This is a genomic window from uncultured Psychroserpens sp., assembly GCF_947501425.1.
Classification (GTDB): domain Bacteria; phylum Bacteroidota; class Bacteroidia; order Flavobacteriales; family Flavobacteriaceae; genus Psychroserpens.
Window position 1 is genome coordinate 214,866 of record NZ_CANMVN010000008.1, and the last position, 24,422, is coordinate 239,287.

The 24,422-nt window shown below is 33.9% G+C and carries 19 protein-coding genes and 1 tRNA gene; 9 read left to right on the forward strand and 11 right to left on the reverse strand.

The features are described 5' to 3' along the window. Positions 1–69: 69 nt before the first annotated feature. Positions 70–468, reverse strand: a complete 399-nt coding sequence (locus Q0951_RS13680) for a hypothetical protein (RefSeq protein WP_299337860.1) — start codon at positions 466–468, stop codon at positions 70–72. Positions 469–589: 121 nt separating this feature from the next. Here Q0951_RS13680 and Q0951_RS13685 point away from each other — a divergent pair, with 121 nt between their 5' ends. Further along, a complete protein-coding gene (locus tag Q0951_RS13685; protein WP_299337863.1) occupies positions 590–1,015 on the forward strand; it encodes a hypothetical protein in 426 nt (141 codons plus the stop codon). Here the strand turns inward: Q0951_RS13685 and Q0951_RS13690 are convergent. From Q0951_RS13690 to Q0951_RS13705, 4 genes are all read right to left on the reverse strand, one after another. Then, positions 1,012–1,155 carry a FeoB-associated Cys-rich membrane protein gene (locus Q0951_RS13690; protein ID WP_299337866.1) on the reverse strand — a complete coding sequence of 48 codons (144 nt, stop codon included), beginning with the start codon at positions 1,153–1,155 and terminating at the stop codon, positions 1,012–1,014. The two genes, Q0951_RS13685 and Q0951_RS13690, sit on opposite strands and share 4 nt — an antisense overlap. A gap of 30 nt (positions 1,156–1,185) precedes the next feature. Beyond that, positions 1,186–3,285, reverse strand: a complete 2,100-nt coding sequence (feoB, locus tag Q0951_RS13695; protein ID WP_299337868.1) for a ferrous iron transport protein B — start codon at positions 3,283–3,285, stop codon at positions 1,186–1,188. Beyond that, positions 3,278–3,511, reverse strand: coding sequence for a FeoA family protein (locus Q0951_RS13700; protein WP_299337871.1), 234 nt, complete (start codon positions 3,509–3,511; stop codon positions 3,278–3,280). The genes feoB and Q0951_RS13700 overlap by 8 nt, the downstream gene beginning before the upstream one ends. A 72-nt stretch (positions 3,512–3,583) precedes the next feature. Beyond that, the gene (locus Q0951_RS13705; RefSeq protein ID WP_299337874.1) at positions 3,584–4,252 is read right to left on the reverse strand and encodes an SCO family protein; all 669 of its coding nucleotides are present in this window, start codon (positions 4,250–4,252) and stop codon (positions 3,584–3,586) included. A 114-nt stretch (positions 4,253–4,366) separates the two neighbouring features. Between Q0951_RS13705 and Q0951_RS13710 the strand changes: the two genes are divergently transcribed. The 4 genes from Q0951_RS13710 (at position 4,367) to Q0951_RS13725 (ending at position 10,241) form a co-directional block, all read left to right on the forward strand. After that, positions 4,367–6,301, forward strand: a complete 1,935-nt coding sequence (locus tag Q0951_RS13710) for a M1 family aminopeptidase (protein ID WP_299337877.1) — start codon at positions 4,367–4,369, stop codon at positions 6,299–6,301. A 79-nt stretch (positions 6,302–6,380) separates the two neighbouring features. After that, positions 6,381–7,706: an RIP metalloprotease RseP gene (gene rseP, locus Q0951_RS13715; RefSeq protein ID WP_299337880.1), complete on the forward strand. Its 1,326-nt coding sequence runs from the start codon at positions 6,381–6,383 to the stop codon at positions 7,704–7,706. 85 nt (positions 7,707–7,791) lie between these two features. After that, a tRNA-Asn gene (locus Q0951_RS13720) sits at positions 7,792–7,865 on the forward strand. 630 nt (positions 7,866–8,495) lie between these two features. Further along, complete coding sequence (locus Q0951_RS13725; RefSeq protein WP_299337883.1) at positions 8,496–10,241, forward strand: T9SS type A sorting domain-containing protein; 1,746 nt, start codon at positions 8,496–8,498, stop codon at positions 10,239–10,241. A gap of 265 nt (positions 10,242–10,506) precedes the next feature. Here Q0951_RS13725 and Q0951_RS13730 read toward each other — a convergent pair whose 3' ends face one another. Then, positions 10,507–11,532 (reverse strand): LacI family DNA-binding transcriptional regulator, encoded by a 1,026-nt coding sequence (locus Q0951_RS13730; protein WP_299337885.1) that lies wholly within the window; start codon positions 11,530–11,532, stop codon positions 10,507–10,509. A gap of 166 nt (positions 11,533–11,698) precedes the next feature. On the opposite strand from Q0951_RS13730, the gene Q0951_RS13735 reads away from it, so the two are divergent. The 4 genes from Q0951_RS13735 (at position 11,699) to Q0951_RS13750 (ending at position 17,809) form a co-directional block, all read left to right on the forward strand. Further along, on the forward strand, positions 11,699–14,332 hold the full coding sequence (locus Q0951_RS13735) for a TonB-dependent receptor (protein ID WP_299337888.1): 2,634 nt from the start codon (positions 11,699–11,701) through the stop codon (positions 14,330–14,332). 184 nt (positions 14,333–14,516) lie between these two features. Beyond that, complete coding sequence (locus Q0951_RS13740) at positions 14,517–15,776, forward strand: MFS transporter (RefSeq protein ID WP_299337891.1); 1,260 nt, start codon at positions 14,517–14,519, stop codon at positions 15,774–15,776. Between the two features lie 43 nt (positions 15,777–15,819). Then, positions 15,820–16,902 (forward strand): hypothetical protein, encoded by a 1,083-nt coding sequence (locus tag Q0951_RS13745; RefSeq protein ID WP_299337894.1) that lies wholly within the window; start codon positions 15,820–15,822, stop codon positions 16,900–16,902. Between the two features lie 10 nt (positions 16,903–16,912). Beyond that, the gene (locus Q0951_RS13750; protein WP_367179764.1) at positions 16,913–17,809 is read left to right on the forward strand and encodes a carbohydrate kinase family protein; all 897 of its coding nucleotides are present in this window, start codon (positions 16,913–16,915) and stop codon (positions 17,807–17,809) included. A gap of 38 nt (positions 17,810–17,847) precedes the next feature. Here Q0951_RS13750 and Q0951_RS13755 read toward each other — a convergent pair whose 3' ends face one another. The 5 genes from Q0951_RS13755 to Q0951_RS13775 form a co-directional block, all read right to left on the reverse strand. Continuing rightward, a complete protein-coding gene (locus tag Q0951_RS13755) occupies positions 17,848–18,780 on the reverse strand; it encodes a hypothetical protein (RefSeq protein ID WP_299337900.1) in 933 nt (310 codons plus the stop codon). A gap of 10 nt (positions 18,781–18,790) precedes the next feature. Continuing rightward, complete coding sequence (locus tag Q0951_RS13760) at positions 18,791–21,052, reverse strand: hypothetical protein (protein ID WP_299337903.1); 2,262 nt, start codon at positions 21,050–21,052, stop codon at positions 18,791–18,793. 11 nt (positions 21,053–21,063) lie between these two features. After that, a complete protein-coding gene (locus Q0951_RS13765; protein ID WP_299337906.1) occupies positions 21,064–21,963 on the reverse strand; it encodes a hypothetical protein in 900 nt (299 codons plus the stop codon). A gap of 82 nt (positions 21,964–22,045) precedes the next feature. Continuing rightward, positions 22,046–23,203, reverse strand: a complete 1,158-nt coding sequence (locus tag Q0951_RS13770; protein WP_299337909.1) for a hypothetical protein — start codon at positions 23,201–23,203, stop codon at positions 22,046–22,048. Positions 23,204–23,234: 31 nt separating this feature from the next. After that, on the reverse strand, positions 23,235–24,299 hold the full coding sequence (locus Q0951_RS13775) for an HBL/NHE enterotoxin family protein (protein WP_299337912.1): 1,065 nt from the start codon (positions 24,297–24,299) through the stop codon (positions 23,235–23,237). Between the last annotated feature and the right edge of the window lie 123 nt (positions 24,300–24,422).

The following is a 24,422-nucleotide window of genomic DNA, read 5'->3' on the forward strand; positions in this document are numbered from 1 at the left end:
TTCATTGATAAAGTGAGTACCAACCCATTGAAAAACAAGTCGACAAAATCATTAATTAACTGAAATGAACTATGCGTATATAGGTGGCTGAAAAAGCCCCTTTTTATGTAATGTAGATAGTGATGAGCGATAATAGAAATTTGAATCTTTCATTTCAAAGAGTTCAATAACCTCTAATTCTGAACTATGAGCTTGAATGACGAACGCTGTTATAACCACCATGTGATCCTGACACTGAAATGGTAATTGCTCATGATCGGTCTTTTCTTCTTGATGATTTTGGCTATGCTCATCCTTTAGCTCTCCATAATGTTTTGAAATAAACACCAAAAAATTGTCTCCATACTCCGCTTGATGGAATTGAGCGTGCTCAATCAACTCATCCAACTGAGCAATATCATCGTAGTCAATGCGTAAGCTCTGAACAAGAACAAGTGAAGATAACAGTATGGCAACTAATTTACTCATCGTAACAAAGTTAAGAAAATTAGTGTTAAGTTAGACATTCAAAGCTCTTCAAGCTTTTAAAGCTATTTTATGGAATTGCAACACTCTTAAATCTTTATCGTCTTTATATAAAATTATAGCTATGAAATATGTCTCTTTATTATTCTTTTTTGTGTTCTCACAAACGGTATTTTCTCAGACAGGGTTTACAAAAGACTCGTTAAGTGTAAGTCGTGTTATTAGTTTTCAACAGAAAGCAGATTTTAAGGATTATCAAGTCCAATTTAAGGATGTTGTATCAGATTCGAGATGTCCAAAAGATGTGATGTGTGTAAGAGCTGGCGAAGCGAAAGTTGCACTGTCTATTTACAAAGAAGGCGTATTTATTAAGGATAAAGAGATCATTATTGATGCTAGCGGATTTGTTATTGAAGCGAATAATCTCGCTTTTGATGCCAATGATTTTAAAGTTTATGGTATGACCTTAAAACCCTATCCTAAAACCAGCAAAGCGATACCGAAGGAAACTTATAGTATTGAAGTTATATTTCAGCCTAAAACACTTTAAGAACAGCCACAACCATCACTGCCACAAGCTTTGGTGCTTGCTATTTTCTTCTTAGGAAGAACACCAAACCTGCATAACAAAAACCATATGGCTAGAGCCACTGCTGTAAAGACTAATATGTTTTGTACTATGGCATTCATGATGTTTTGGTCGTTTAAATACGTAAAACTTTACTTTAAAAATTGATAAGCTATCAGTGCTACAATATAAGCAAAAGCACTCATAATGACCAATTGTAGCATTGGCCATTTCCAGGTATTGGTTTCTCGCTTAACAATAGCCAAGGTACTCATACATTGCATGGCAAAGGCATAAAACAATAATAGTGATATTCCTGATGCTAATGTAAACAGCTTGCCTCCAGTAACACGATTAGTGTCTTTGGCCATTCGGTTTGTTATGGTATCTACATCTTCACTTTCCACACTGTAAATAGTTGCCAAAGTTCCAACAAAGACTTCACGAGCAGCAAATGAACTAACAATAGCAATCCCAATTTTCCAATCATATCCCAAAGGTCTGATTGTTGGCTCGATAGCTCTTCCTGTAATACCAATAAACGAATGTTCTAACTTATGAGATGCTATTTTTTGTTGAAGTTCTTCTTGAGATAAGTTTTCTGAAGCATATTCTGTAGTTACAATCTCTTCGGCATTATTAAACTCCTCACCTGGCCCATAGGATGCCAGGAACCATAAGATAATCGATATGGCTAAGATAATCTTACCTGCTCCAAACACAAATGATTTTGTCTTTTCTAAAACAGTAAGAGCTACATTTTTGATTAGCGGAAGTTTATAGTTTGGCATTTCTACCACAAAGAAGGTTTTACTTCTGATCTTTAGGATCTTGTTTAAGATCCATGCTGAAAGCACAGCCGTTCCGAAGCCAATTAGATACAGTAACATTAAGGTCAAAGGCTGATAGCCTAGGCCTAAAAAACGGCCTTCAGGAATCACCAGTTCTATGATGATCAAATACACAGGTAAACGCGCTGAACAGGTAGTAAAAGGCGTAACTAAAATAGTGATAAGCCGTTCTTTCCAACTCTCAATATTTCGTGTCGCCATAATTGCAGGAATAGCACAGGCTGTTCCAGAAATTAACGGAACAACACTTTTTCCGCTCAATCCAAATCGTCTCATAATGCGATCCATTAAAAAGACCACACGACTCATATAACCACTTTCCTCTAGTATGGCAATAAATAAAAACAAGAACGCAATCTGAGGAATGAATATAACTATTCCTCCAAGTCCAGGGATAATTCCGTCAGCTATCAAATTAGTAAACGCACCATCAGGCAAGATGTTTTTTGTCCATTCTCCTAATGATGCAAATGCACCATCTATAAATTCCATGGGCACTTGAGCCCAATCGTAAATGGCTTGAAAAATAGTCAATAAGATCACAAAAAAGATAAGATAGCCCCAAACCTTGTGCGTCAATATCCTATCGAGTTTAATTCGTAGGTCTTTAGCCGAATTTAAATCTATGGTTTGTCCTTTTTTGAGCGTATTGTTTATAAACTGATAGCGTTTTATTGTTTCCTTTTGCTGTAATCGTTTGAGATCTGCTTTTCCTTTGGTCTTAAAACTATTAATAGCATCAACCTGATTTCTATCAATTTTTCCGAAGTTAACATCCTGAGTAATGACCAACCAAAGCTTATATAATAACTGGTTTGGAAATGCTTTTCGTAGTTTCTCAAAATAGTCATGATCTATTTCCGAAGCATTCAAACATGGTGTCATTGATAACTCTTTGTAACTTGTTATCAATTCTTTGAGCTCATCAATACCTTTATTTTTTCTGGTACTGATCAAGGCTATTTTTGTTTGAAGCTCTTGCTCCAGGTAAGGAATATCCAACTTTATACCTTTGTATTCCATGCGATCTGACATATTGATCACTAAAATTGTTGGAATTTCCAGGTCCTTGATCTGTGTGAAGAGTAGCAAATTTCGTTTTAAGTTTTCAACATCACTTACTACAACAGCAACATCAGGGAAATCTTTGTCTTTTTTATTGAGAAGTAGTTCGATCACTACATTTTCATCTAATGACGAGGCGTTTAAACTGTAAGTTCCGGGTAAATCAATGATATGCGCCTTTACTCCTCTTGGAAGTTTACAAATGCCTTCTTTCTTTTCTACCGTAATTCCAGGATAGTTTCCTACTTTTTGGTTTAAACCCGTAAGCGAATTAAATACAGATGTTTTACCTGTATTTGGGTTTCCAATAAGTGCAACATTGATTTGTTTACTCATTAGAGATCTGGATTAAAATGTGAATAGCAGTTTCTTTTCTAATTGCCAAATGAGTTCCGTTGATGTTAAGATACATTGGATCGGCAAAAGGCGCTACTTGAACAAGCTCCACCATATTACCTGGTAAACATCCCATTTCCAGAAGTTTAAGAGGAATATGAATTGAGGAAACATCAGTAATTATAGCTGTTTGACCTCGTTTTATATCTGCTAATGTGACTTGCAAGCTTATTTAGATTGATTTTAAAGAAGCAAAAATAAAGGAAAAAATTAGTGTAAAAAAATTGTGATGCTAAAACTATTGATATTCCTTTTTTAGTCGCTTAATATCTTGTATTAATGAGTCTACAGATGTAGGGCTAATTCCATTGTATAACCCTCTAATCTGTTTGTCTTTATCTATAAGTGCAAAGTTTTCGGTATGCACCATTCCGTAATCTTCAGAATTATCATCTTTAACAACTAAGTATGATTTTCTAGCCAAATCGTAGATTTGTTTTCGATCTCCTGTAACCAGATTCCATTTTTTATCATTAACACCCTTTTCTAAGGCATACTTTTTTAATTGTGCTACGGAATCTATTTCTGGTGTTACAGAATGTGACAATAACATCACCTCATCATCATTGATAATTTCTTGCTGAACCCGATACATTTGATCAGTCATTATTGGACAAATCGTTTGACAAGTTGTAAAAAAGAAATCAGCAACATAGATCTTATTTTCGTAAGTATCCTGAGTTATGGTATCTCCATTTTGATTAATCAAACTGAAATTGGCTATGGTGTGGTACTTCTTTTTATGTTGAATTGTACTATCAACCAAAGACGCATCTACACGATTTGGTTGATAAATTGGTAAAGGTTTTTCAACATCTAGAATAGAATAAATAATTGAAATGATAATAGCAGAGACAAGTAGTAATACAATGAAAAAAACTTTAAACTGCTTAATATAGGCTAACATGTGTTGAACTTTAAGGCTTTATAATTAAGATTTGAGTGCAAAAATACGACACAATCTCAACAAAATCACTACTTTTAACATGCTATATAGTAAAAAAAGAAAAAGATTATCACCATGAAGTTACGACTACTTATCCTTTTGGGACTGGTTTCTACAGTGTCATTTTCACAAGACTATAATGAAACACTAAATACCATTCGTGAGGCAGAGGCTAAATCTGCTTTAAATCGTATCATGCATCGTGCTAATCTCAATACTGGCAACTATGATCTCAAATATCACCGACTTGAATTAGACATAGACCCTTCGGTGTCATTCATGTCTGGAAATATCACCTCTTACTTCGAAGCAAAAAGCGATATGACCACGATAACTTTTGATCTTGCCTCTAATATGACTGTTAATCAAGTTCTACAACGTGGTAATTCATTAGTATTTCAGCATTTAGGAGACGAACTGATTATCACACTGCCTTCCATTCAAAACACAGGTGTATTAGACTCGCTTACGGTAAGTTATTCTGGCAATCCTGATACCTCTGGTTTAGGGTCCTATGAGGTGAGTCAACATAATGGAGACCCTGTACTCTGGACCTTATCTGAACCTTATGGAGCAAAAGCCTGGTGGCCATGTAAACAAGACCTCATCGATAAAATTGATTCTATAGATGTCTTTTTAACAACACCAAGATTCAATCCTTCAAACGAAGAATATATTGCCGTATCCAATGGTGTTCAGCAAAGTGCTGTTTTAAACGGAAATGAGAAAACTACACATTATAAACATCGTTATCCTATACCAGCTTATCTCATCGCAATTGCTGCAACTAATTATGACGTCTATTCGCATACAGTTCCAAATAACGGAAATCCTTTCGATATTGTTAATTATGTCTATCCAGAAAGTTTCACTTCAGCTCAAGCCAGCACTCCTGTTACTGTTGACATTATGAACCTCTTTACAAATCTATTTGAAGAGTACCCATTTGCAAATGAAAAATATGGGCATGCTCAATTTGGTTGGGGAGGTGGCATGGAGCATACCACAGTATCATTTATGGGAAATTTTAATCGTAATTTAATTGCTCACGAATTAGCACATCAATGGTTTGGAAATAAAATTACCTGCGGAAGCTGGAAAGACATATGGCTCAATGAAGGTTTTGCAACGTATCTCTCTGGTATAGTTATCGAAAATTTAGATGGAAATAATGAATTTACAACCTGGAAACAACAGCGCAATAATTCAATTACTGCTGCGCCAAGTGGCGCTGTTTATTTAACAGATAGTGACACCACAAATGTTAGTCGGATTTTTAATGGAAGACTAAGTTATAACAAAGGTGCAATGGTATTGCACATGCTTCGGAAAAAGTTGGGTGATGCTGTATTTTTTAATGCACTTCAAGAGTATCTAAGCGCTCCACTATTAGCATATGATTACGCAAAAACTGAGGACTTTATCTCCATAGTTGAAAGTGCTTCAGGAGAGGATCTTACAGAATTTTTTAACGACTGGTTGTTTAATGAAGGTTATCCGAGTTATACAATCTCGTGGTATCAGCCCGAATCAAATCAGGTCTCAATCAAAATTGAACAAACACAAAGTCATCCCTCAGTCTCATATTTTGAAGCACCTGTACCCTTACGAATAACAGGTACACTTGGACAACAACTAGATATTATTTTGGATAATACAACAAACCAACAAACCTTTCTGGAAAGTGTTGGTTTTGACATATTAGCTATTACTTTTGATCCTGAATCTGATTTAATTTCGGCAAATAACACTGTAACGTTAAGTACTGAAGAATTTGAAATAGATAATCAATTACTACTTTATCCTAATCCAACATCAGACCTGTTACATATCGAAAAACCTGATACTATAGATATTTCAGAAATAAAAATTTATAACACATTAGGTCAGCTTATTGATCGATTGCAATGGAATTCTAGTCTCGATACATCGTCATGGTCAACAGGACTACTGTTTGTACAATTTCAAACCAACCGAGGAGTCATTACTAAATCGGTGTTAAAAAAATAAGTATATAACTGATTATAATTTTCTAAATCAGCCTAAAACACTACTTTTGTCGCTTAGAATTTTTTATGATTAACGATACATGGAGTTTGTAATAAGAATATCTCAATTTTTACTGAGTCTTTCATTACTAATCGTTTTACACGAATTAGGTCACTTTATACCAGCAAAATTATTTAAAACCAGAGTCGAGAAATTCTATCTTTTCTTTGATGTAAAGTTCTCTTTATTCAAAAAGAAGATTGGAGAAACCGTTTACGGAATTGGATGGTTACCGCTTGGTGGTTATGTGAAAATTGCAGGAATGATAGATGAAAGCATGGACAAAGAGCAAATGGCTCAACCCCCTCAACCATGGGAATTTCGCTCAAAACCAGCATGGCAACGTCTGATTATCATGTTAGGCGGTGTAACTGTTAATTTTATTTTAGCCTATGTGATCTATGTCTTTGTTGCTTTTATTTATGGCGATAAAACCACTAAGATAGAAAGCTTAAAAGATGGATATTGGATAGAGAATAAATTACTACAAGATATAGGGTTTAAAACTGGAGATAAGATTGTAAAAGTTAATGACCTGAAGGTAGTTAATGATTATGATGTGCGCTCAAACATTATAGGTGCAGAACAAATAACGATTAGGAGAAACGGCCAGGAAAAGGTTATAAATCTTCCTGAAGATTTCTTAGGGCAATTCTCATCAGCAAAAAGCAGAGATCTATTTGAACGCAGAATTCCGTTCATGATTGGAGCAATTCGCGATTCATCTTTGAATAAAACAGCAGATGTGAAAGTTGAAGATATCATTACCTCTATTGATGGGAAAGAACTCAAATACTTTGATCAACTTGATTCTTTAATGTCCAATTATAAAAACCAGACATTAACTGTAAGACTATTAAGAGGCGATGAAAAGATTACTCGTGACCTAAAGGTGGATAAGGATGGTAAGTTTGGGTTTCAGCCTGCTTATGACGACGACCGTTTTGCCGAATTAGGTTACTTTGACATCACGACTCAAACTTATAGCTTTGGTGAGAGTTTTGCAGCTGGAGGGCAAGATTTTGTAGAGACCATGCAAAAGTATGGTGCACAACTAAAAGCCATTTTTAACCCTAGCACTGGAGCTTACAAGGGTGTTGGTGGTTTTAAAGCGATATATAGTATTTTTCCAAGTGTATGGAGCTGGCAAGCATTTTGGATGTTAACAGCATTTCTATCGATCATGCTTGGTGTCTTAAACCTTTTACCTATACCTGCATTAGATGGTGGTCATGTGATGTTTCTATTATTTGAAATCATATCCGGACGTAAGCCTAGTGAGAAATTTTTAGAGCGCGCACAATTGGTAGGATTTGTGATATTGATCACATTAGTATTGTTTGCCAATATCAACGATTGGATTTAGAAAAAAATTAAATAATTTTTTAAAAAAATTGTTTTTTTAAATATAAAAAATAGCATATATTTGCGCTCGCTAAAGCGATAAACACTCCTCTTTAGCTCAGTTGGTTAGAGCATCTGACTGTTAATCAGAGGGTCCTTGGTTCGAGCCCAAGAAGAGGAGCAACATTAAAATCCAGTCTTTTTTAGATTGGATTTTTTCATTGGTATAAACTTGGTCTCTCCCAAGGCCATAGCGCCAGCTGGCACCTTCATTAAAAATGTCCACTGTACATTTTTTTAACTTTCGGTCCGGTTCGAGCCCAAGAAGAGGAGCAAACAAAACCTGTCACGAAAGTGATGGGTTTTTTTGTATAATAAATTCATATCAAAACTGTAGCTTTTAAGTAAGCAAATAAGAGAGCCACAAAAAAGTTCATTACTTTAATTATGAGCTTTGACACTAAAATTATACAGTTTCCACAGCTTCGAAGTGGCCACTATATGTTGCCTAAGTGTAATTTGTTTTCTTTTTTCAAAATCACTCTATTCAATAAACATACTTTTTTATCCAACTCCATTAAACAGAAATTTATTCAAATACGCCTATTAATTGTTTGCATTCAACGGAAATAAATTGGATGTTTTCTGTCTTAGATTTCTAGTCTAACTTTATGAATATAAGTATTAGAATTAGCAAAAAATATCATTGGCCAATGGTTTATCTCAGTTAATCTTCTCATCCTTTGGGTTGTATTTTCTATTCTCTTACCTATTAGTAATTATTGTTTATATCAACTAAAAATTAACAACCATGAAAAAATGTATTTTACTTTTTGTTTTAATATGTACTCATTATTTAATGGGACAAAACAATTTAATAGAAAACCCTGGATTTGAAATCGGTTCTACTTCAACCACTATTAACCAAGTAGATCACGCCACTGGATGGAGTAACGGCTGCCGAAAACAAAATCCAAATGCAAATTGGTGTAGTCCAGATTTATATGATAGAAACGGCTACAAGAGTTGTTACACAGAAAGAGCACTTCTTCCTCGCAATAACGGACAAATAAATAATCGGTATGTACACATGTTTAATCAATCGACAAATCCTACTACTGGAGAATCTGTGAAAGCGACTATAATAGAACCTTTATCTGTAGACTATTCTTACGAAGTATCTTGTTATGTGTCAAGAGAAATCAATACTCATGATGACGATGAAGGTCAATATGAAGCACCTCTTCAGCTAGAATTTGTTTTAAGAAATGATGATAACTGTGATATTGAAAAAATTGTGCATACCAGCACATATATTTCAGGGCAATTCTATTTTAATAATTGTAGTAATCCGCCTTCACAACCCTCTTCAGCATGGAACCAAAAGAAAGGATATTTCAACTTGAGCGAAGGTGACATCATTGAAAACTACAATAGATTAGAAATAAGGATTAAAGGAAACGCAGGTGGAGCCAATGACCCTATTTTCATTGATGATGTTAAACTCATAACAATACCAAAAGTAAAAGCATGCTTTGAAATAAAAAATATTGACAAAGAATCTATCTTACGATCAGATTATGGGCCACAATATGTTAAAGAGCTTTGTTTGCCTAGAATTGAAATTGATGGTAGTTGTAGTGAAAATGAAGAGGGGTACCATCTAAGAATTTCAGAATTTAGTATGTCACCTTGGGGATTCGTTGATGATTATTATGAGGGCTGGGTTGCTAGTGGAACTGCACCAAGTACTATTGACCTAACAAATCTTATTGGGATTCCATCTGCAAATAATGGGTGGACCTCTAGAACTTTTGATCCTACAAAATTGTATTCGGTTAGTTTAAGTGTTGGGTCTATTTGGGATTCAGCACCATTACAGTTCTTTAAAGTAAAAAACTGTAACGAAATTACGGCCTGTTTTGAAATAAAAAATATCGTCGATGAGCATATGGAAGAGTCAGAATATGGACCACAATCGGTTAAAGAACTTTGTTTACCTAAGATTGAAATCGATGGTAGTTGTAGTGAAAATGAAGAAGGATACCATCTAAGAATCTCAGAATTTAGTATGTCACCTTGGGGATTTGTTGATGATTATTATGAGGGCTGGGTAGCTAACGGAACTGCACCAAGTGCCATTGACCTTTCAAATCTTATTGGGACTCCATCTGCAAATAATGGATGGACCTCTAGAACTTTTGATCCTACAAAATTGTATTCGGTTAGTTTAAGTGTTGGTCCTGTCTGGAATTCTGCTTCGCTGCAGTTTTTTAGAGTCAAGGAGTGTCAAAAAAATGATCGTGAAACTTCCGAAGATAGCATACTAAAAATTCATCCAAACCCAACTCAAGGTAAATTTAATGTCACTGTAACAAACAATGTAGATAAAGGAATCATAGAAGTATTGAATATATATGGAAATGTTATTTTTGAAGGAACTTTTTCAGGAGAAGAAAGTACTCCAATAGATATATCTAGAGAGCTACCTGGAGTCTATTTTGTAAAATTCTATGTTAAAGGAGAGACTTTTACAGAAAAAGTAATAAAAAAATAAGAAAAGGGTTTCTACATGAAAAACAGTGGTATACTTTAATATCACTGTTTTTACTTTAAATCAATTAGACTAAAAATGTGTAATAGAATGTTTATGATGTTGATGAGTATTCTTTAAAATAGGTGATTTGAATAGTCAAATATAATCGGTTTGATAGTAGACTATGTAAAGGAGCAAACAAAAGTTCAACAGCAATGTTGGACTTTTTTTGTGTAACGAATTGAGCGAGAAGTTTATACTGAGTATATAAAAAGCAATCCTGATATTATTTTGTTGAATTTCTTTTCACTAATGAAGTTTCTAACTCAATAATTTTAGGATGTATCTCTTTTCCTTTTTTAATGGCTTTCAGTTCCTTATATAATTGTTTGAATGCTATTTTACCCATTTGAAAGCCTGGCTGGTCTATAGTTGAAAGCGATGGTGTTATTGCTGAGGACATAAACCAATTACTAAATCCAACAATTGCAATATCATTTGGTATTTTAATCCCTCTATCATTAAATTCTGTAATTGCTCCAATTGCTACCATATCAGTATTTATAAAAATACCGTCAACATCGTCGTGATCTTCTAATAATTTTGAAGCATTCTCTTTACCCTCTTCAAAACTCAAATCGCTACAATCACATATATAAACCAATGAAGGATCATAAGGTAAATTATTATCTAGTAAAGCTTTTTTATATCCAAGGAAACGATCAATAGAATTTTGAGGCAATAAAGGCCCTCTGAAATGTGCAATTCGTTTACAGCCAGTATCAATTAAGTGTTGTGTTGCAATATAAGCTGCTTTTCTATCATCAATAATAACCTTAGAGCAATTGACAATTTTTGCAATTTTGTCAAACATAACTATTGGTTTGCCTTGATCAATAATATCTGTTAAATGCTTGAAATCGGAAGTTTCATTAGCAAGCGAAATAAGGATTCCATCGACATGCTTGCTTAATAATAAGTCAATCTGCTTTTTTTCAAGTTCGTAAGATTCGTTAGACTGTAAAATAATAACTAAGTAACCTTTTTTTTCTGCTTGTGCTATAATACCTTTAATAACTGTAGAGAAAAAATGATGAACTACTTCAGGAATAATTAAACCTATTGTTTTAGATTCTTTAGTCCGCAAATTTACTGCAAAAGAGTTAGGTCTATAGTGTAGTTGCTCTGCTGTTTCTCTAACAAGTTTTCTTGTTTTTTTACTTACATCAGGGTAATCTTTAAGTGCTTTAGATACTGTTGTAACAGAAATACCTAATAGTTCAGCAATTTGTTTTAAGGTAACTGGCTTCAATGTGTCATAATTTATATTGCAAATTAATGAAAAAAATCAAATCGAAAACGTTTTCGCTAAATCGAAAACGTTTTCGATTTATTAATCTCGCATTTTAAAGCGCGTTTATTATAGATTTATCAATAATTAACCAAAATAAATATCAAATTATTAAAATAGACTAAAAATGATGACAACTAAAAAATGTTACAGTTTATTACTTCTGCTGCTAATGTCAGTTTCAACTGTTATAGCTCAGTCTAGTATATCAGGAAAAGTATCTGATGAGTCTGGTATGCCTTTAGGAGGAGTTAATATTATTCTTGAAGGGACGACCCAAGGCGCAGTTTCAGATTTTGATGGAAATTACACCATCACAAATGTTGAGAATGGCACGTATATTTTAAATGCTACATATTTAGGGTATTCCAAATTTACTCAAAGTGTAACTATTGATGGTGAAAATATAACTATCAATATTTCAATGAAAGAAGATGCTGAATCACTAGATCAAGTTATTGTTACTGGTGTAACTAATCCGAAGTCTAGAATTGAGTCTAGTGTTTCTGTTACTACTATGCGACCAAATGTCATTCAGCAATCAGCACCTAGAACAACAGCAGAAATTTTCAGAACCATTCCTGGAATTCGTTCTGAGTCTTCAGGTGGTGAAGGTAATTCAAATATAGCAGTACGTGGTGTGCCAGTATCCTCTGGTGGATCTAAGTATGTACAGCTACAAGAAGATGGTTTACCTGTATTGTTATTTGGAGACATTGCTTTTGGTACCGCAGATATTTTTACCCGATTTGATTCCAACATTTCAAGAATAGAGGCTATAAGAGGTGGTTCTGCTTCAACATTGTCCTCAAATTCTCCTGGTGCAATTATTAATTTGATTAGTAAAACTGGGAAAATAGAAGGTGGCTCCATAGGAACATCTTTTGGATTAGATTATGGAAATTTTAGAACAGATTTTGATTATGGCGCACCTATTGGTGAGGGTCTATATTTCCATATGGGAGGATTCTACAGAGTAGGTGAAGGTGTTAGAGATGCAGGTTACACTGCAAATAATGGTGGACAATTTAAATTCAATTTAACTAAAGAGTTTGATAAAGGATATGTTAGAGTGTATGCAAAATACTTAAATGATAGAGCTATCGCTTATTTACCTAATCCAATTAAAGTAACAGGTACCAATGACGATCCGAACTATGAAAACATTCCAAATTTTGATGCTAATAACCAAACGTTACACACACCTTATTTAGATCAAAATGTTGGTTTAGGCGCTAATGGTGAATTGAGACGATCTAATGTGAGTGACGGTATGAACCCAATCTCAACATCTTTTGGAATGCAGGCTTCTTTTGAATTAGGAGATGGTTTTAAGATTACAAATAATGGTAGATTTTCATCTAACAGAGGTGGATTTAATTCTCCTTTTCCTGCTAGTGTCTCAACAGCAAGCGATTTTTTAGCTGGCGATTTCGCAACAAGTAATGGTTATGACTCACTTGCGTATGCAAATGGAGATGGAGCTGTTAATGGAAATGCCTTAATAACTCCTGTTGTATTATTTGATACACAACTAAATAATTTCAATAATTTTATGAACGATATCCGCTTAACTAAAAAGTTTGATAAACTTGATGTTACAGTGGGATACTTTAAAGGAATTCAAAATGTTTCTATGTCTTGGTTATGGAACTCTTACTTATTAGAGGCTTCTGGTGAGGACGCAAGATTAATCGATGCTTTAGATGCAGGTGGAAACCCGTTATCAGTTAACGGACTTGTGGGATATGGTGCTGCTTTTTTTGGTAATTGTTGTCAACGTAGCTATGATACGAAGTATAATACTTCTGCACCTTATTTAGCATTAGCTTTTGAGGCTTCTGATAAATTAAATTTTGATGCTAGTATTCGTTTCGATAATGGTCAGGTCGATGGATCTTTTGCAGGACCTGTAACATCACAATATGATATTAATAATGATGGACAGATTTCCTTACCTGAGCAAACTGTACAATCTATAGATTTAGCAAATGCAACTACCGTAAATTATGACTATAACTATGTGTCTTTCTCAGTAGGTGCTAACTATTTGCTTAAAGAAAATGAAGCAGTATTTGCACGTTACAGTAGAGGTGGTGCAGCAAAAGCAGATCGTATTTTATTTGCTGGATTAGAATACACAAACAGTGATAGAATCAACGCTTTAGACTTTATTAATCAAGCTGAATTTGGTTACAAAAGAGGATTTGAAAAGGGAGCACTTTACGCTACAATATTTTTTGCAAAAACTATCGAAGAAGGTGGTTTTGAAGCGACTTCAAATAGTATAATTGAGAACGATTATAAGTCTCTTGGTATAGAAATTGAAGGGTCATATAGATTTACTGATGATTTAAATGTTAGAGGTGGACTAACCTTCACAGATGCTGAAATCGATTCAGGAGATAATCAGGGAAATACACCGAGAAGACAACCAGATTTTATTTATAACTTAATTCCAACCTATACATTTGGAAAAACTAAGCAAAATTCTATTGGATTAAGTTTTATTGGACAATCGAAAGCGTATGCTCAAGATTCTAACGAATTGGTAATGCCTGGATTTGTAATTATAAACAGTTTCATAAACTTTGGAATTACTAAAAATTTAAATGCTAATCTATCGGCAAATAACATATTCGATACATTAGGTATTACCGAATCAGAGGAAGGAAGTATTGTAGAAGGTCAAACCAATTATTTAAGAGTGAGACCAGTTCCAGGACGTTCTATATCTCTGGGACTTAATTATAGTTTTTAATAAATTTTAAGTGTTAACAAAATTTATTGAGTTTTAAATTGATTGATTTGAGTTTAGAGTCAATGCCTTTACATCGCATTGACTCTTTTTTCTAAGATTTAAGTACATTACACGTTTTAACGTATTATAAATTACGATGGATATATTAAGGAAACCGAAATTGAGCTTTTGGCAGATTCTAAACATGAATGTTGGATTTTTTGGAATTCAATATAGTTTTGGACTTCAACAAAGTGCTGTCACTCCAATTTATGATTTCTTAGGAGCTAGTCCTGATCAAATACCTTTACTACATTTAGCAGGTCCAGTTACAGGTTTACTGGTTCAACCTATTGTTGGAGCTTTGAGTGATAAAACATGGAGTCCAAGATTTGGAAGACGTAAACCTTTTTTCTTAATTGGAGCCATATTATGTAGTTTAGCATTACTAGCTTTTCCTTTTAGTAGTTCTTTATGGATGGCTGCAGGTCTACTATGGATATTGGATGCGGGTAATAATACAGCTATGGAGCCTTATCGTGCACTTATCGCAGATAAGTTAGATAAAGACCAACAACCTTTAGGATTTCAGATGCAAAGTTTCTTTACAGGTTTTGGACAAGTATTAGCTAACTTATCATTATTCGTTTTTCCATTAATTTTTATCGGAACCACAGGGTCTTTGCCAACTTGGGTATATGCTTCTTTTTTCTTAGGAGCAGCATGTTCTATAGGAACCATTCTATGGAGTATTAGTAAAACTAAAGAGATCCCTCCTACTGAAGAAGAATTAGCTAAGCTTAAAAGTGAAAAGAGAAGCGTTTTAGGTCCGATAATAGAAATTTTTTCTGCCATAAAAGACATGCCAAAAGTGATGTGGCAATTAGCATTAGTTTATCTATTTCAGTGGTATGCGCTTTTCTGTTATTGGCAAAACTCGTCCAAAAGTGTAGCCTTATCTGTTTGGAACGCCACTCCTGATAATAAAGAAGCTTATAGTGAAGCGGTAAGTTGGACAGGTTTAGTAAACGGTTGGTATAATGTTGTCACATTTTTAGTTGCTTTTGCACTGGTTGGATTTGCAAAAAAATACAGTCCTAAAAAAGTTCATGCCTTCTGTTTAGTAATTGCAGCGATAGGGTTTTTAGCATTTCCTCATATTGAAAATAAAAACTTACTATTCTTCGCTATTACAGGCTTTGGAATTGGATGGGCTAGTATGATGGGTATTCCTTATTTGATGGTTGTTGCTGATATTCCCAAAGAGCGCTATGGTGTTTACATGGGAATAATTAACATGATGATTGTAATACCAATGATATTACAAACATTGTCTTTTGGATATATTCTAAAGAATTTTTTAAATAATGACCCTCGTCAAGCCATCACTTTTGCTGGAGTATTATTGCTTATTGCAACAGTATGTACACTTTTTATTAAAAGTAAAAAAGTAGAAACAAATTAGTTATTAATAATAATTATTACTTAACAGAAAATAAGTACTATTTATGATGAATCAGATTACTGATATCTACCAAAAGAATTTTATAAATGGCATTCGTCATCCACATCTTTATTTGTGGGATTCTTGGTCTTATGTTGAAGATAACACGATACATTTATATTGTTTAGCTATTTCACGTCATAAAATTAATGGCGAAGAATTGAATCCTAATGAGCGTAATGACTTTCCGTTTCATATCAGACATTTTATCTCAAAAGATAATGGTATTAGTTGGAAAGATGAAGGCTGTTTTATGAGTCCTCAAGATATTTCAAGTCTTAATTACAGAACCATATGGAGTGGTAGTGTTGAGCTTTTACCTAATGGAAAAAAATTAGTAGCGTATACAGGTCTTGAGAATATAGATTCAGGTCGAGATTTTCTTCAAAGTATTGCCATTGGTATTTCTAATAATGGTTTTACCGTCGATAGTGTTTATGACAAAGTACTATCATCTCCAATAAGAGACTGGAAGGAGATTACAGAAAAAGGTTATTATCTGGATATTAAAGACCAATTAGGAAGTAATCTTGGTGAAGAAGGAGGTCCTATTATGTCATGGCGTGATCCTTTTATATTCCATGATAAAAATGGTGAATTGAATTTATTTTGGGCAGCTAAAGTAAAACCTAGAGTAGGTGCTATTGCTCGAGCAACATTAAAAGCTGTAGGAGATTTTTTTGAAATAGAACAATTGCACACTCCAGTCACAGTTCCTGATAAAGATGATTTTACTCAGTTAGAAGTCCCAAAAGTATTATATGACGACCATAAAGATTGTTATTATCTTATTATTTCAAGCTGTAATAGATTATATGAAAATCAGCCAGATTCAGAAATAAAAAAAGAAATGAGGTTATATACTTCAAAACATATTGATGGGCCATGGACATCTCTTGGTGACAAAATCCTTGGCGAAGAACATTTGTTTGGGCTTACCGTATTAAGATCAGATTTTAAGAACAACCGATTACTCTGTATAGCTCCATATACTGAAGCAGCAGACAAAGATTTAATGCTTTCTTTTGCACCTGTTTTTTATATTTATTTGAATCCGTTAAGAGTTGAATTTTTAAATCAATTCTAATTAGATGAACATGAAAGAATCAAAAATCACCTGTTTTGGCGAAGTACTTTGGGATGTCTTCCCAACTCACAAGACTATTGGAGGCGCACCATTAAATGTAGCTTTGAGATTGAAATCTTTTGGCAATAATGTTTCTATAATTAGTAAAGTAGGAAAAGATAAATTAGGTGATTTACTATTAGAATTCATAAAAGAAAAAGGTTTAGAAACTAAAAGTATTCAAATAGATCCAGAGTTAAAAACAGGAAAAGTTGATGTTAATTTGGATGAAAATGGTTCGGCTTCCTACACTATAATGTATCCTCGAGCTTGGGATAATATAGTACTAACTGAATTAGATATAGCATTGGTTGAGTCATCAGATGCATTCATCTTCGGAAGCTTAATAGGTAGAAATAGCCAGTCTTTAAACACATTGACAGAATTACTTGAACATGCAATCTACAAGGTCTTTGATGTAAATTTAAGACCTCCTCACTATACCAAAGAACTCTTAATTGAATTAATGACTCGAGCCGATTTTATTAAATTTAATGATGACGAATTATTAGAAATAAGTGCCTATTTAGGTTCTCCATTAGAATCAATTGAGCAAAATATTTCATATGTTTCAAAAAAAACTAATACTCAACATATTTGTGTGACACAAGGAAAGCATGGAGCTGTTTTATTTTACGAAGATGAGTTTTATTACAACAGTGGATATTCAGCAAATGTTGTGAATACAGTAGGTGCTGGAGATTCTTTTTTAGCAACAATAATAAACTATTTACTTAAAGATGAGAAACCGCAAAATGCTATTGACTATGCTTGTGCAGTTGGTGCTTTAGTAACTCAAAACGATGGCGCTACTCCTGAAATTACAAGAAACGAAATCAAAAGTATGATTAACCAAAAGGCTATTTAAATAAGCTAACTATATCTTTTCTTGATTTTGAGCTTTACCTAAACACTATAAGGGCTTAAACCTACCGAAAACTCTAATGGATTGCTGGTAGAAATTTTAAAGCTCAATACACTGTGTATAGGAGGTAAATCATCAACAGTATTTACAGGTTTGGTGAGTTGTTCATATAATTGCATATTACCATCTAATTCTCTAGCTAGTTTTTTAATTTTCTTAATAGATTGAGTATTATCATTAAATAGTTCAGGAGCATGAAAAAATACAGTTACCACTGGAACATGATTAGTAACTTTTAAGCTTAATCCTGTTTTAATTTCTGACAAAGCATCTTCATAAGGTTTTGCTCTAAGTGCTGCGATGTGTGATAACAAAAAAAAAGTTTGACTTTGAACTTCTCCAATTTTCAACAATTTAAAAAGAATTGCCTCATTGATATATCCAAATGAAAAATAAAACTCAGGATGAGATTCTTTAGAGATGGTATGGCCTATTAGTTTAACTTCAAATGGAATTTCATTTAGCATTGGAAAATATGACTCAACAAGATGCCTAGCCCTATTTTGTGTATTGTGTGTGACTTCCTGATAAATTTTATAATACGTGTTGTCTAAAATATGTCTTACAGACAACCATAAACCAAATTTTTGACTTTTGTCTTTTGCAAAAGGCAATAACTCTGGAAACTTGTTCTCTAAAGATAGCTTCAGAAGATCATTGAGAAAAGACCACTTATTAGAAGGAGATTCTAGAGCATCTAAAACCTCTATCGTGTAGGACAAAGATGGTGTTTTAAAATTATAGCTGAACTCAACTGGGTATTGGCTTGGTGTTAGCAAACTAGTATTAAATCCAGAAACTGACCATGATTTAGTCAGTTTCTGGATACTTTCTTTAAAAGAACCTTGTTCTTTGTCAAAATAAGAACTGTAGATGTTTATAAAGTGATCTATTGGTTTATTAGTCGTATTCATGTCTGTCAATTCAACTTAAAGTTGCAGGGACATCAAATACTGGAGATGTTTGATTTTTCAAAGTCTTCTTAACAGGATTTTGTCCCTTAGTAATATAAACCACTTCCAAATCATACGTTACTGTATCTCCATCCTGATAACCTTGTGTGTGATATTTTGAATCCACTTCACTTGTATTCCATTGTATGCCAGTATCTGGCGCAGGAAACGTCTTGGTTGTTCCATCGGATTTCACAGAAAATTTAGGAATAACCTGAATAGCGTCATAAGTAGCAGTACCCCAATCAATAGATGCTAAATTAACTTCTAAGGTAAAATATCGCTGTTTTGCTGATAAAAAAACCGAAGCTGTATTTTGCATCAATTTTTGCGGAGGAATATTAATTTGACCCTCAGCAGCAGTTATAGAAGCACTGTAAACCAATGGAGAATTAGCTATTTCCACTCCTATAAACGTCTCATGCCCTATAATATTAGTTCCTTGTTGACTAGGTGTAATGGTAAAAACTGCCGGACTATTTTTATTCGGATTGTTTGAAACATTGTCAGGGGTTTTGCTCGGATTATCAAACCACATTTTAACGTCAACTTCCAAAATAGGATCGTTAGCAGCTTCTTCGCCTTTTACAAAAACAATCAAATTGGTCGAACTTACCGCATTTACTGCATCAATAATTTGCTTAAACCCTGTTTCACCTGACTTCAATGGTGCTGAATATTCTACGCCATTATAGTTATAAGTAACTTTATAATTATACCCATTTGTAATTGGTAAAGGTTGTAAGCTCTGAACCGACTGGACATAAGATTGATCTGCTTTCTTAAATGTCAATTTCTGGTTAATGTTTTTAAACGATCCTCCTTTTGAATTCACAAAACTGAAATCAACAACAACCTCATCAGGTTTAGGCATTTCATTATTATTAAATGCAGGAGTTGCATCAAATTCAACAGACAAAACTCCAATTTGAGCAAGCTTTAAATACTGTTGAACTGTTGTTATATTTTTGATGCTTCCTGACATAGCAGGCACACTAGAATCAACATAATTTACTTTATATTCCAGACTCCATTCTGGTCCAGCGGTTGGATCATAAGGTGCCAGAAATATATAACTTTCATTCTTTGTGAACTCATAAGTGCTATGAGCTTCTGACAATGTTGGATATTTAACGGTAACAGAGATAGATTTTATTTTTACTGGATTTGATAATCCCTGACTTATAGTTCCGCCAGCACTGGGAGAATTGGAGGTGCTAATAGTATGTCCGTCAAATGGCACATTGGCAGTAACAATCATTTGCTGTTGTCTTTTATTGACCGTTTTTTCAAAATCTGAAATTGATAATCCCATATCCTGAAATGATGGCAATGTAGCTGTAGGCTGAATAGACCAGTCTACGACCATGTTTTCAGAATAATTGGAAGTAAAACTTTCAACTTCACTAATTTTAAAACTTCTACTACTTGTAATTTTTTGTAATGCTATTACTTTTTTTACGGCAGCAGTAACTAAAGTTGCTAAAGTTGTGTTGGCCCAATCTGTAACTGTTTTCTTTAAACTTTCAGAAGGGTTGTCTATTCCCCAAGTAAGTTCAACATGTGAGGATTGAGACGACTTCAAAAAGCCTTCAGCAGAACCAGGACTGGTTTGGTCTCCCCAACTATTATATGTTGGCTGCGTCACTTGATAGGTATAAGCTTCGGCTGAATTAAATTTCAATACTGCAGAAACACTTTGTAATCGTGCTGAAACAGTTAAATAATACTTAATGTTCAAAGCTCCTCCAGATGTTGTAAAACTGGCTTTTAAATTTTTCATTTGTGAAGCCGTAAGCTTCATTAAAAATGATGCTGTATCTCCTCCATAGTTTGAAGCCTCTGCAACATAATCAATAGTATCATCACCATCTGCAAAGGTAACCACAGCTTTACTTCCAGCTTTTAAATCTAAGGTCTGAAAGTTTGGATTTGTTACACCTGGAAATCGAGTAGAATTACCTAATATCTGAGTTTTAACTGCGGCCTCAACCTTTGACGGTATGGACAGCTCAACGTCAAATCTACAGAAACCAGAACCATTGTCGGCTCCATCTGTAGCATAAGTGTGAAATTGTATTGATGGTTTGTTATTATCAAAAACAAATTGTGGTTTTGGAATAATATAAAATGTATTAGGGTCAGGGTTTGGTCCTTTTTGGTCATCTCTGTAAAAGTCCCAACTATATCCATCTGGATCCTGATACGTGCTTTTTGCGTTGTAGTCTAACATAATATTTTAGTTTAATTATTAATAATTGAATGTCCCTCTTGAGGTAAAGATTGTTTTACAAAATCAGCAAGTGCTTGCCAATCTTTCTTCGCTTGGTTTAGATCTAATGATTCAATGACATTTACATAATCGTCAGCCGATGCACTGTTTAAATCTTCAATAACTGTTTGATAATCCAATATCATAGTATTCCATAAATCATAAAAAGATTGTAAAGGCACTTGAATAGCCTTAATATTAGAAATCATATGATCTACAAACTGACTTATAAAAGCATAGGCTAATACATGAGGTTTAGAATTTATCTGATTGATTTTAATGGAGACATTGATATCTAAACTGACAATGACATTGCATGGTCCCAAAATGGTATTATTCATGAAATGATCTGTCATCACCGATTGAATTGCCAGTATTCCATCTGCATCAACCTGATCATTAGATTTAATAGTATTAAGATCATTAGATAAAGTAGCTTGATCTGCATTAGCTTTAACAATGAAATCTTTTAATTTTTTGGTAATAGAATCTGTTACATTTTGCTGAACCTTTAAAGCTGACAAAATCGAATCAAACAAATTGTTTATTTGTGTTTTTTGCTCTGCTGAAACATTACCATTTTCTGCACTGCTAAGTATCGATTGAATCTTTGATATATTAGATTGAAACGTTGGATTAAACGCTGTTATAGTCCTAGGAAGATGTAGTGTGGCATCTGGACATAAGACATCTAGCCAGTTTTGCGCATGATCTTTAGTTGTCGTTATATCAACAGATATCTGCTTATACCATTGTGGTATATCCGTTAAATTAGGCACAAGAGTAACAGCTGCCTGAGCATAATTACTTATTTGTTGCGCTGCTGATATCGTATCTTTAACGTCGGAAGTTGAAAGTGATGGCTTATTCATTGTATTGCTTTTTTACTTAATGTTATAGTGAAGAGTCATATCAAATTTTATTAATATGACTCTTATGAATTATAGAAAGTTGTTAAGCAGCCTCTGAAGAACCTGAGTCGTCCTTATTAATAGAAATTACTTTATTTACAATAGTAGTTGCTGCAACTGCCCATTGGTTAGCATAGGTTTCTAACTGACTCCAATCTTTCTGCGCTTGTATCACATCAAGTTTCAAATCAAACCATTCTTTATTTGTAAGATCTGATGATGCTTCTTCAATTTGTGTTGCAACAGTTGATATAGATTCAGCAGTATTACTAAACCAATCTGTTAAATCCTGAAGTGAGTTTTGCATTTGTGTATTTAAATCTACTAGCTTTCCAATAGAATTATTCAATATCACTAATGACGCTACCTGCTGCTTTTCTTCGTTTAGATGCTGTGTGTCTGCAGCAAGTTTTTTACGTGCAGCGTTTAACTTTGGAATATACACAGCAAGAACAGCTGCAAATTGAATAGCTGCAGCAGCCATGATAAGACCTCCAATAACCATTGCAATTGGAGCCGCTGGTCCAGATGCAGCTGCACCTAATCCAAGAACAGATACTCCTACAAAAAGTCCAACACCAGCAGCTATTCCTGATGCAGTTATCGCAGCTTGGTCAGCAGCTATATTAGCATTGTCTGTTGCAATGTCTCCTTGTAAACCAATGATTAGGTTTTGATCATCTAAGATTGCCTTTTGAATAGAGTTTACACCCGATGTTAGTGCTTTGTTATCAGTATCAGAATTTGCTTTAAAAGTATCAAAATCCTTTTTCACAGCTGCAAGCGCATCGCTTTCTGCTCCGATATGCTTACTTATCCAATTTAGACTTTCTACAATGGTTTCAATTTCTCCAGCATTAGGAACATATTGCTTCCCATCTGGTGTTGTTTTATTCAAAATATCTAGTATCTGATCTGTACCTGTACCAAATCTTGAAGCCATATTAGATATAGAGTGTGGAAAATGACTTGTAATACCAGGTTCTACTGTTGTTTGCCAAGGAGCTACATGTTTCTTTGCTGCGTCTAAGTGTTTGCTTAATTCATCGTACCAGCTTGGTTTTGGATCAATGGCATGAATTTGTGTATGCTCAACACCTAATACATATCCACGTATAAAAGCAAGAACACTTAGGTTTTTAGCCATATCTTCTTTTTGCTTTTTAATATTTTTTGGAACTAGTGATTTAATCTGTGTCATAATGATATAATTTTAATTGGTTAATTGATTTTTAATTATTATCGAGTTTAATTGGCTCTCCAGACTTAATTGTCGTGGCAGAGATTTGAATATTCGTTGCGGTTTTTGCAATCTCACTCCATGCGTTTGCCGCTTTGGAAATCGTCTGAATTGGCAGGAGAGACTTAAAATCAGTTCCTGTGTAGATTTCTAATTCCTGAATAGCAACATCGAGTTTATCAGACTCCTCAGTCCATATAGGTCCGAGGTCAACAGAATCATGAATGGCAATTAAGGTCTTATCGAGGTTATTGAGCATTGTGTTCATATTGGTTAACAATACAATTTGTTGATCCTCTTTATTTACTTTAACAGCAAGAGTTTTTATTCGTTTTAAGTTTTCAGCGATACGTTGCTCATTGATAGCTACTTCAATGGCATCATAAGTGAGTCCTCCAACCGCAATTATTATTCCTACTACTGGTACTTCAGCCGAAGACGTGGCCACTAAAAATCCGTATTCTAACATTGTGTATGCCAATTCTGCTCCTCCTGTTGCCATATTAGACATTGATCCAGAGACCTTTTCGGTTTCTTCTGCAATATCCTGATACAAAACACTAATTTGATTTTGAAGATCTAATACATCTGCACGATCTCCTGTTATTTGTTGGTTGGCTTTGTCAATCGATTCATCAATTATCTTGATATAACTTTTAAATTCTGTTGAAAACTGTGAAATATTGCTTTGTAATGTAGATGTGTTTTTATCGTAGGATACTAAATGAGATTTTAGCCATTTAAGAGCTTCAATAGCTTCCTCTTTACTAAAATCTCCAGTTAATGTTTCACATACATCTTGAAAACGGTTGCTGTATTCAATAAACATTTCAGGAATTTGACTAATAATACTTGGTTCTTTTTCATTAGACCAATTGCTTGATAATATTTTCGATTTATTAAAAGCATCCTCCAGATTTTTTATATAATCTGGTGTTGGTGAAATTGGAAGAAATCTAGAATGACTAATAGAAATAGATGCAAATCTTACAGATATTAATGATGAAAAAAAGCTCTTTAGAAGTTGTGTCGTTAATTTTATATTAGGTGCTAGCATAATTGAAGATATTTTTATTTCTTCCAAAATTATACACTAACCCATGATCATTATAGGGTATAAATACCTGATTGTCAGATTTAGTAATAATACTTAAAACTAAATTTGACCTAAACCTATTAA

Bases quoted from the DNA above. Each gene is read 5' to 3' on its own strand.
- Q0951_RS13680 (WP_299337860.1), bottom strand. From the start codon at position 468: ATGAGTAAATTAGTTGCCATACTGTTATCTTCACTTGTTCTTGTTCAG.
- Q0951_RS13685 (WP_299337863.1), top strand. From the start codon at position 590: ATGAAATATGTCTCTTTATTATTCTTTTTTGTGTTCTCACAAACGGTA.
- Q0951_RS13690 (WP_299337866.1), bottom strand. From the start codon at position 1,155: ATGAATGCCATAGTACAAAACATATTAGTCTTTACAGCAGTGGCTCTA.
- feoB (WP_299337868.1), bottom strand. From the start codon at position 3,285: ATGAGTAAACAAATCAATGTTGCACTTATTGGAAACCCAAATACAGGT.
- Q0951_RS13705 (WP_299337874.1), bottom strand. From the start codon at position 4,252: ATGTTAGCCTATATTAAGCAGTTTAAAGTTTTTTTCATTGTATTACTA.
- Q0951_RS13710 (WP_299337877.1), top strand. From the start codon at position 4,367: ATGAAGTTACGACTACTTATCCTTTTGGGACTGGTTTCTACAGTGTCA.
- rseP (WP_299337880.1), top strand. From the start codon at position 6,381: ATGGAGTTTGTAATAAGAATATCTCAATTTTTACTGAGTCTTTCATTA.
- Q0951_RS13725 (WP_299337883.1), top strand. From the start codon at position 8,496: ATGAAAAAATGTATTTTACTTTTTGTTTTAATATGTACTCATTATTTA.
- Q0951_RS13735 (WP_299337888.1), top strand. From the start codon at position 11,699: ATGATGACAACTAAAAAATGTTACAGTTTATTACTTCTGCTGCTAATG.
- Q0951_RS13740 (WP_299337891.1), top strand. From the start codon at position 14,517: ATGAATGTTGGATTTTTTGGAATTCAATATAGTTTTGGACTTCAACAA.
- Q0951_RS13745 (WP_299337894.1), top strand. From the start codon at position 15,820: ATGATGAATCAGATTACTGATATCTACCAAAAGAATTTTATAAATGGC.
- Q0951_RS13750 (WP_367179764.1), top strand. From the start codon at position 16,913: ATGAAAGAATCAAAAATCACCTGTTTTGGCGAAGTACTTTGGGATGTC.
- Q0951_RS13755 (WP_299337900.1), bottom strand. From the start codon at position 18,780: ATGAATACGACTAATAAACCAATAGATCACTTTATAAACATCTACAGT.
- Q0951_RS13760 (WP_299337903.1), bottom strand. From the start codon at position 21,052: ATGTTAGACTACAACGCAAAAAGCACGTATCAGGATCCAGATGGATAT.
- Q0951_RS13765 (WP_299337906.1), bottom strand. From the start codon at position 21,963: ATGAATAAGCCATCACTTTCAACTTCCGACGTTAAAGATACGATATCA.
- Q0951_RS13770 (WP_299337909.1), bottom strand. From the start codon at position 23,203: ATGACACAGATTAAATCACTAGTTCCAAAAAATATTAAAAAGCAAAAA.
- Q0951_RS13775 (WP_299337912.1), bottom strand. From the start codon at position 24,299: ATGCTAGCACCTAATATAAAATTAACGACACAACTTCTAAAGAGCTTT.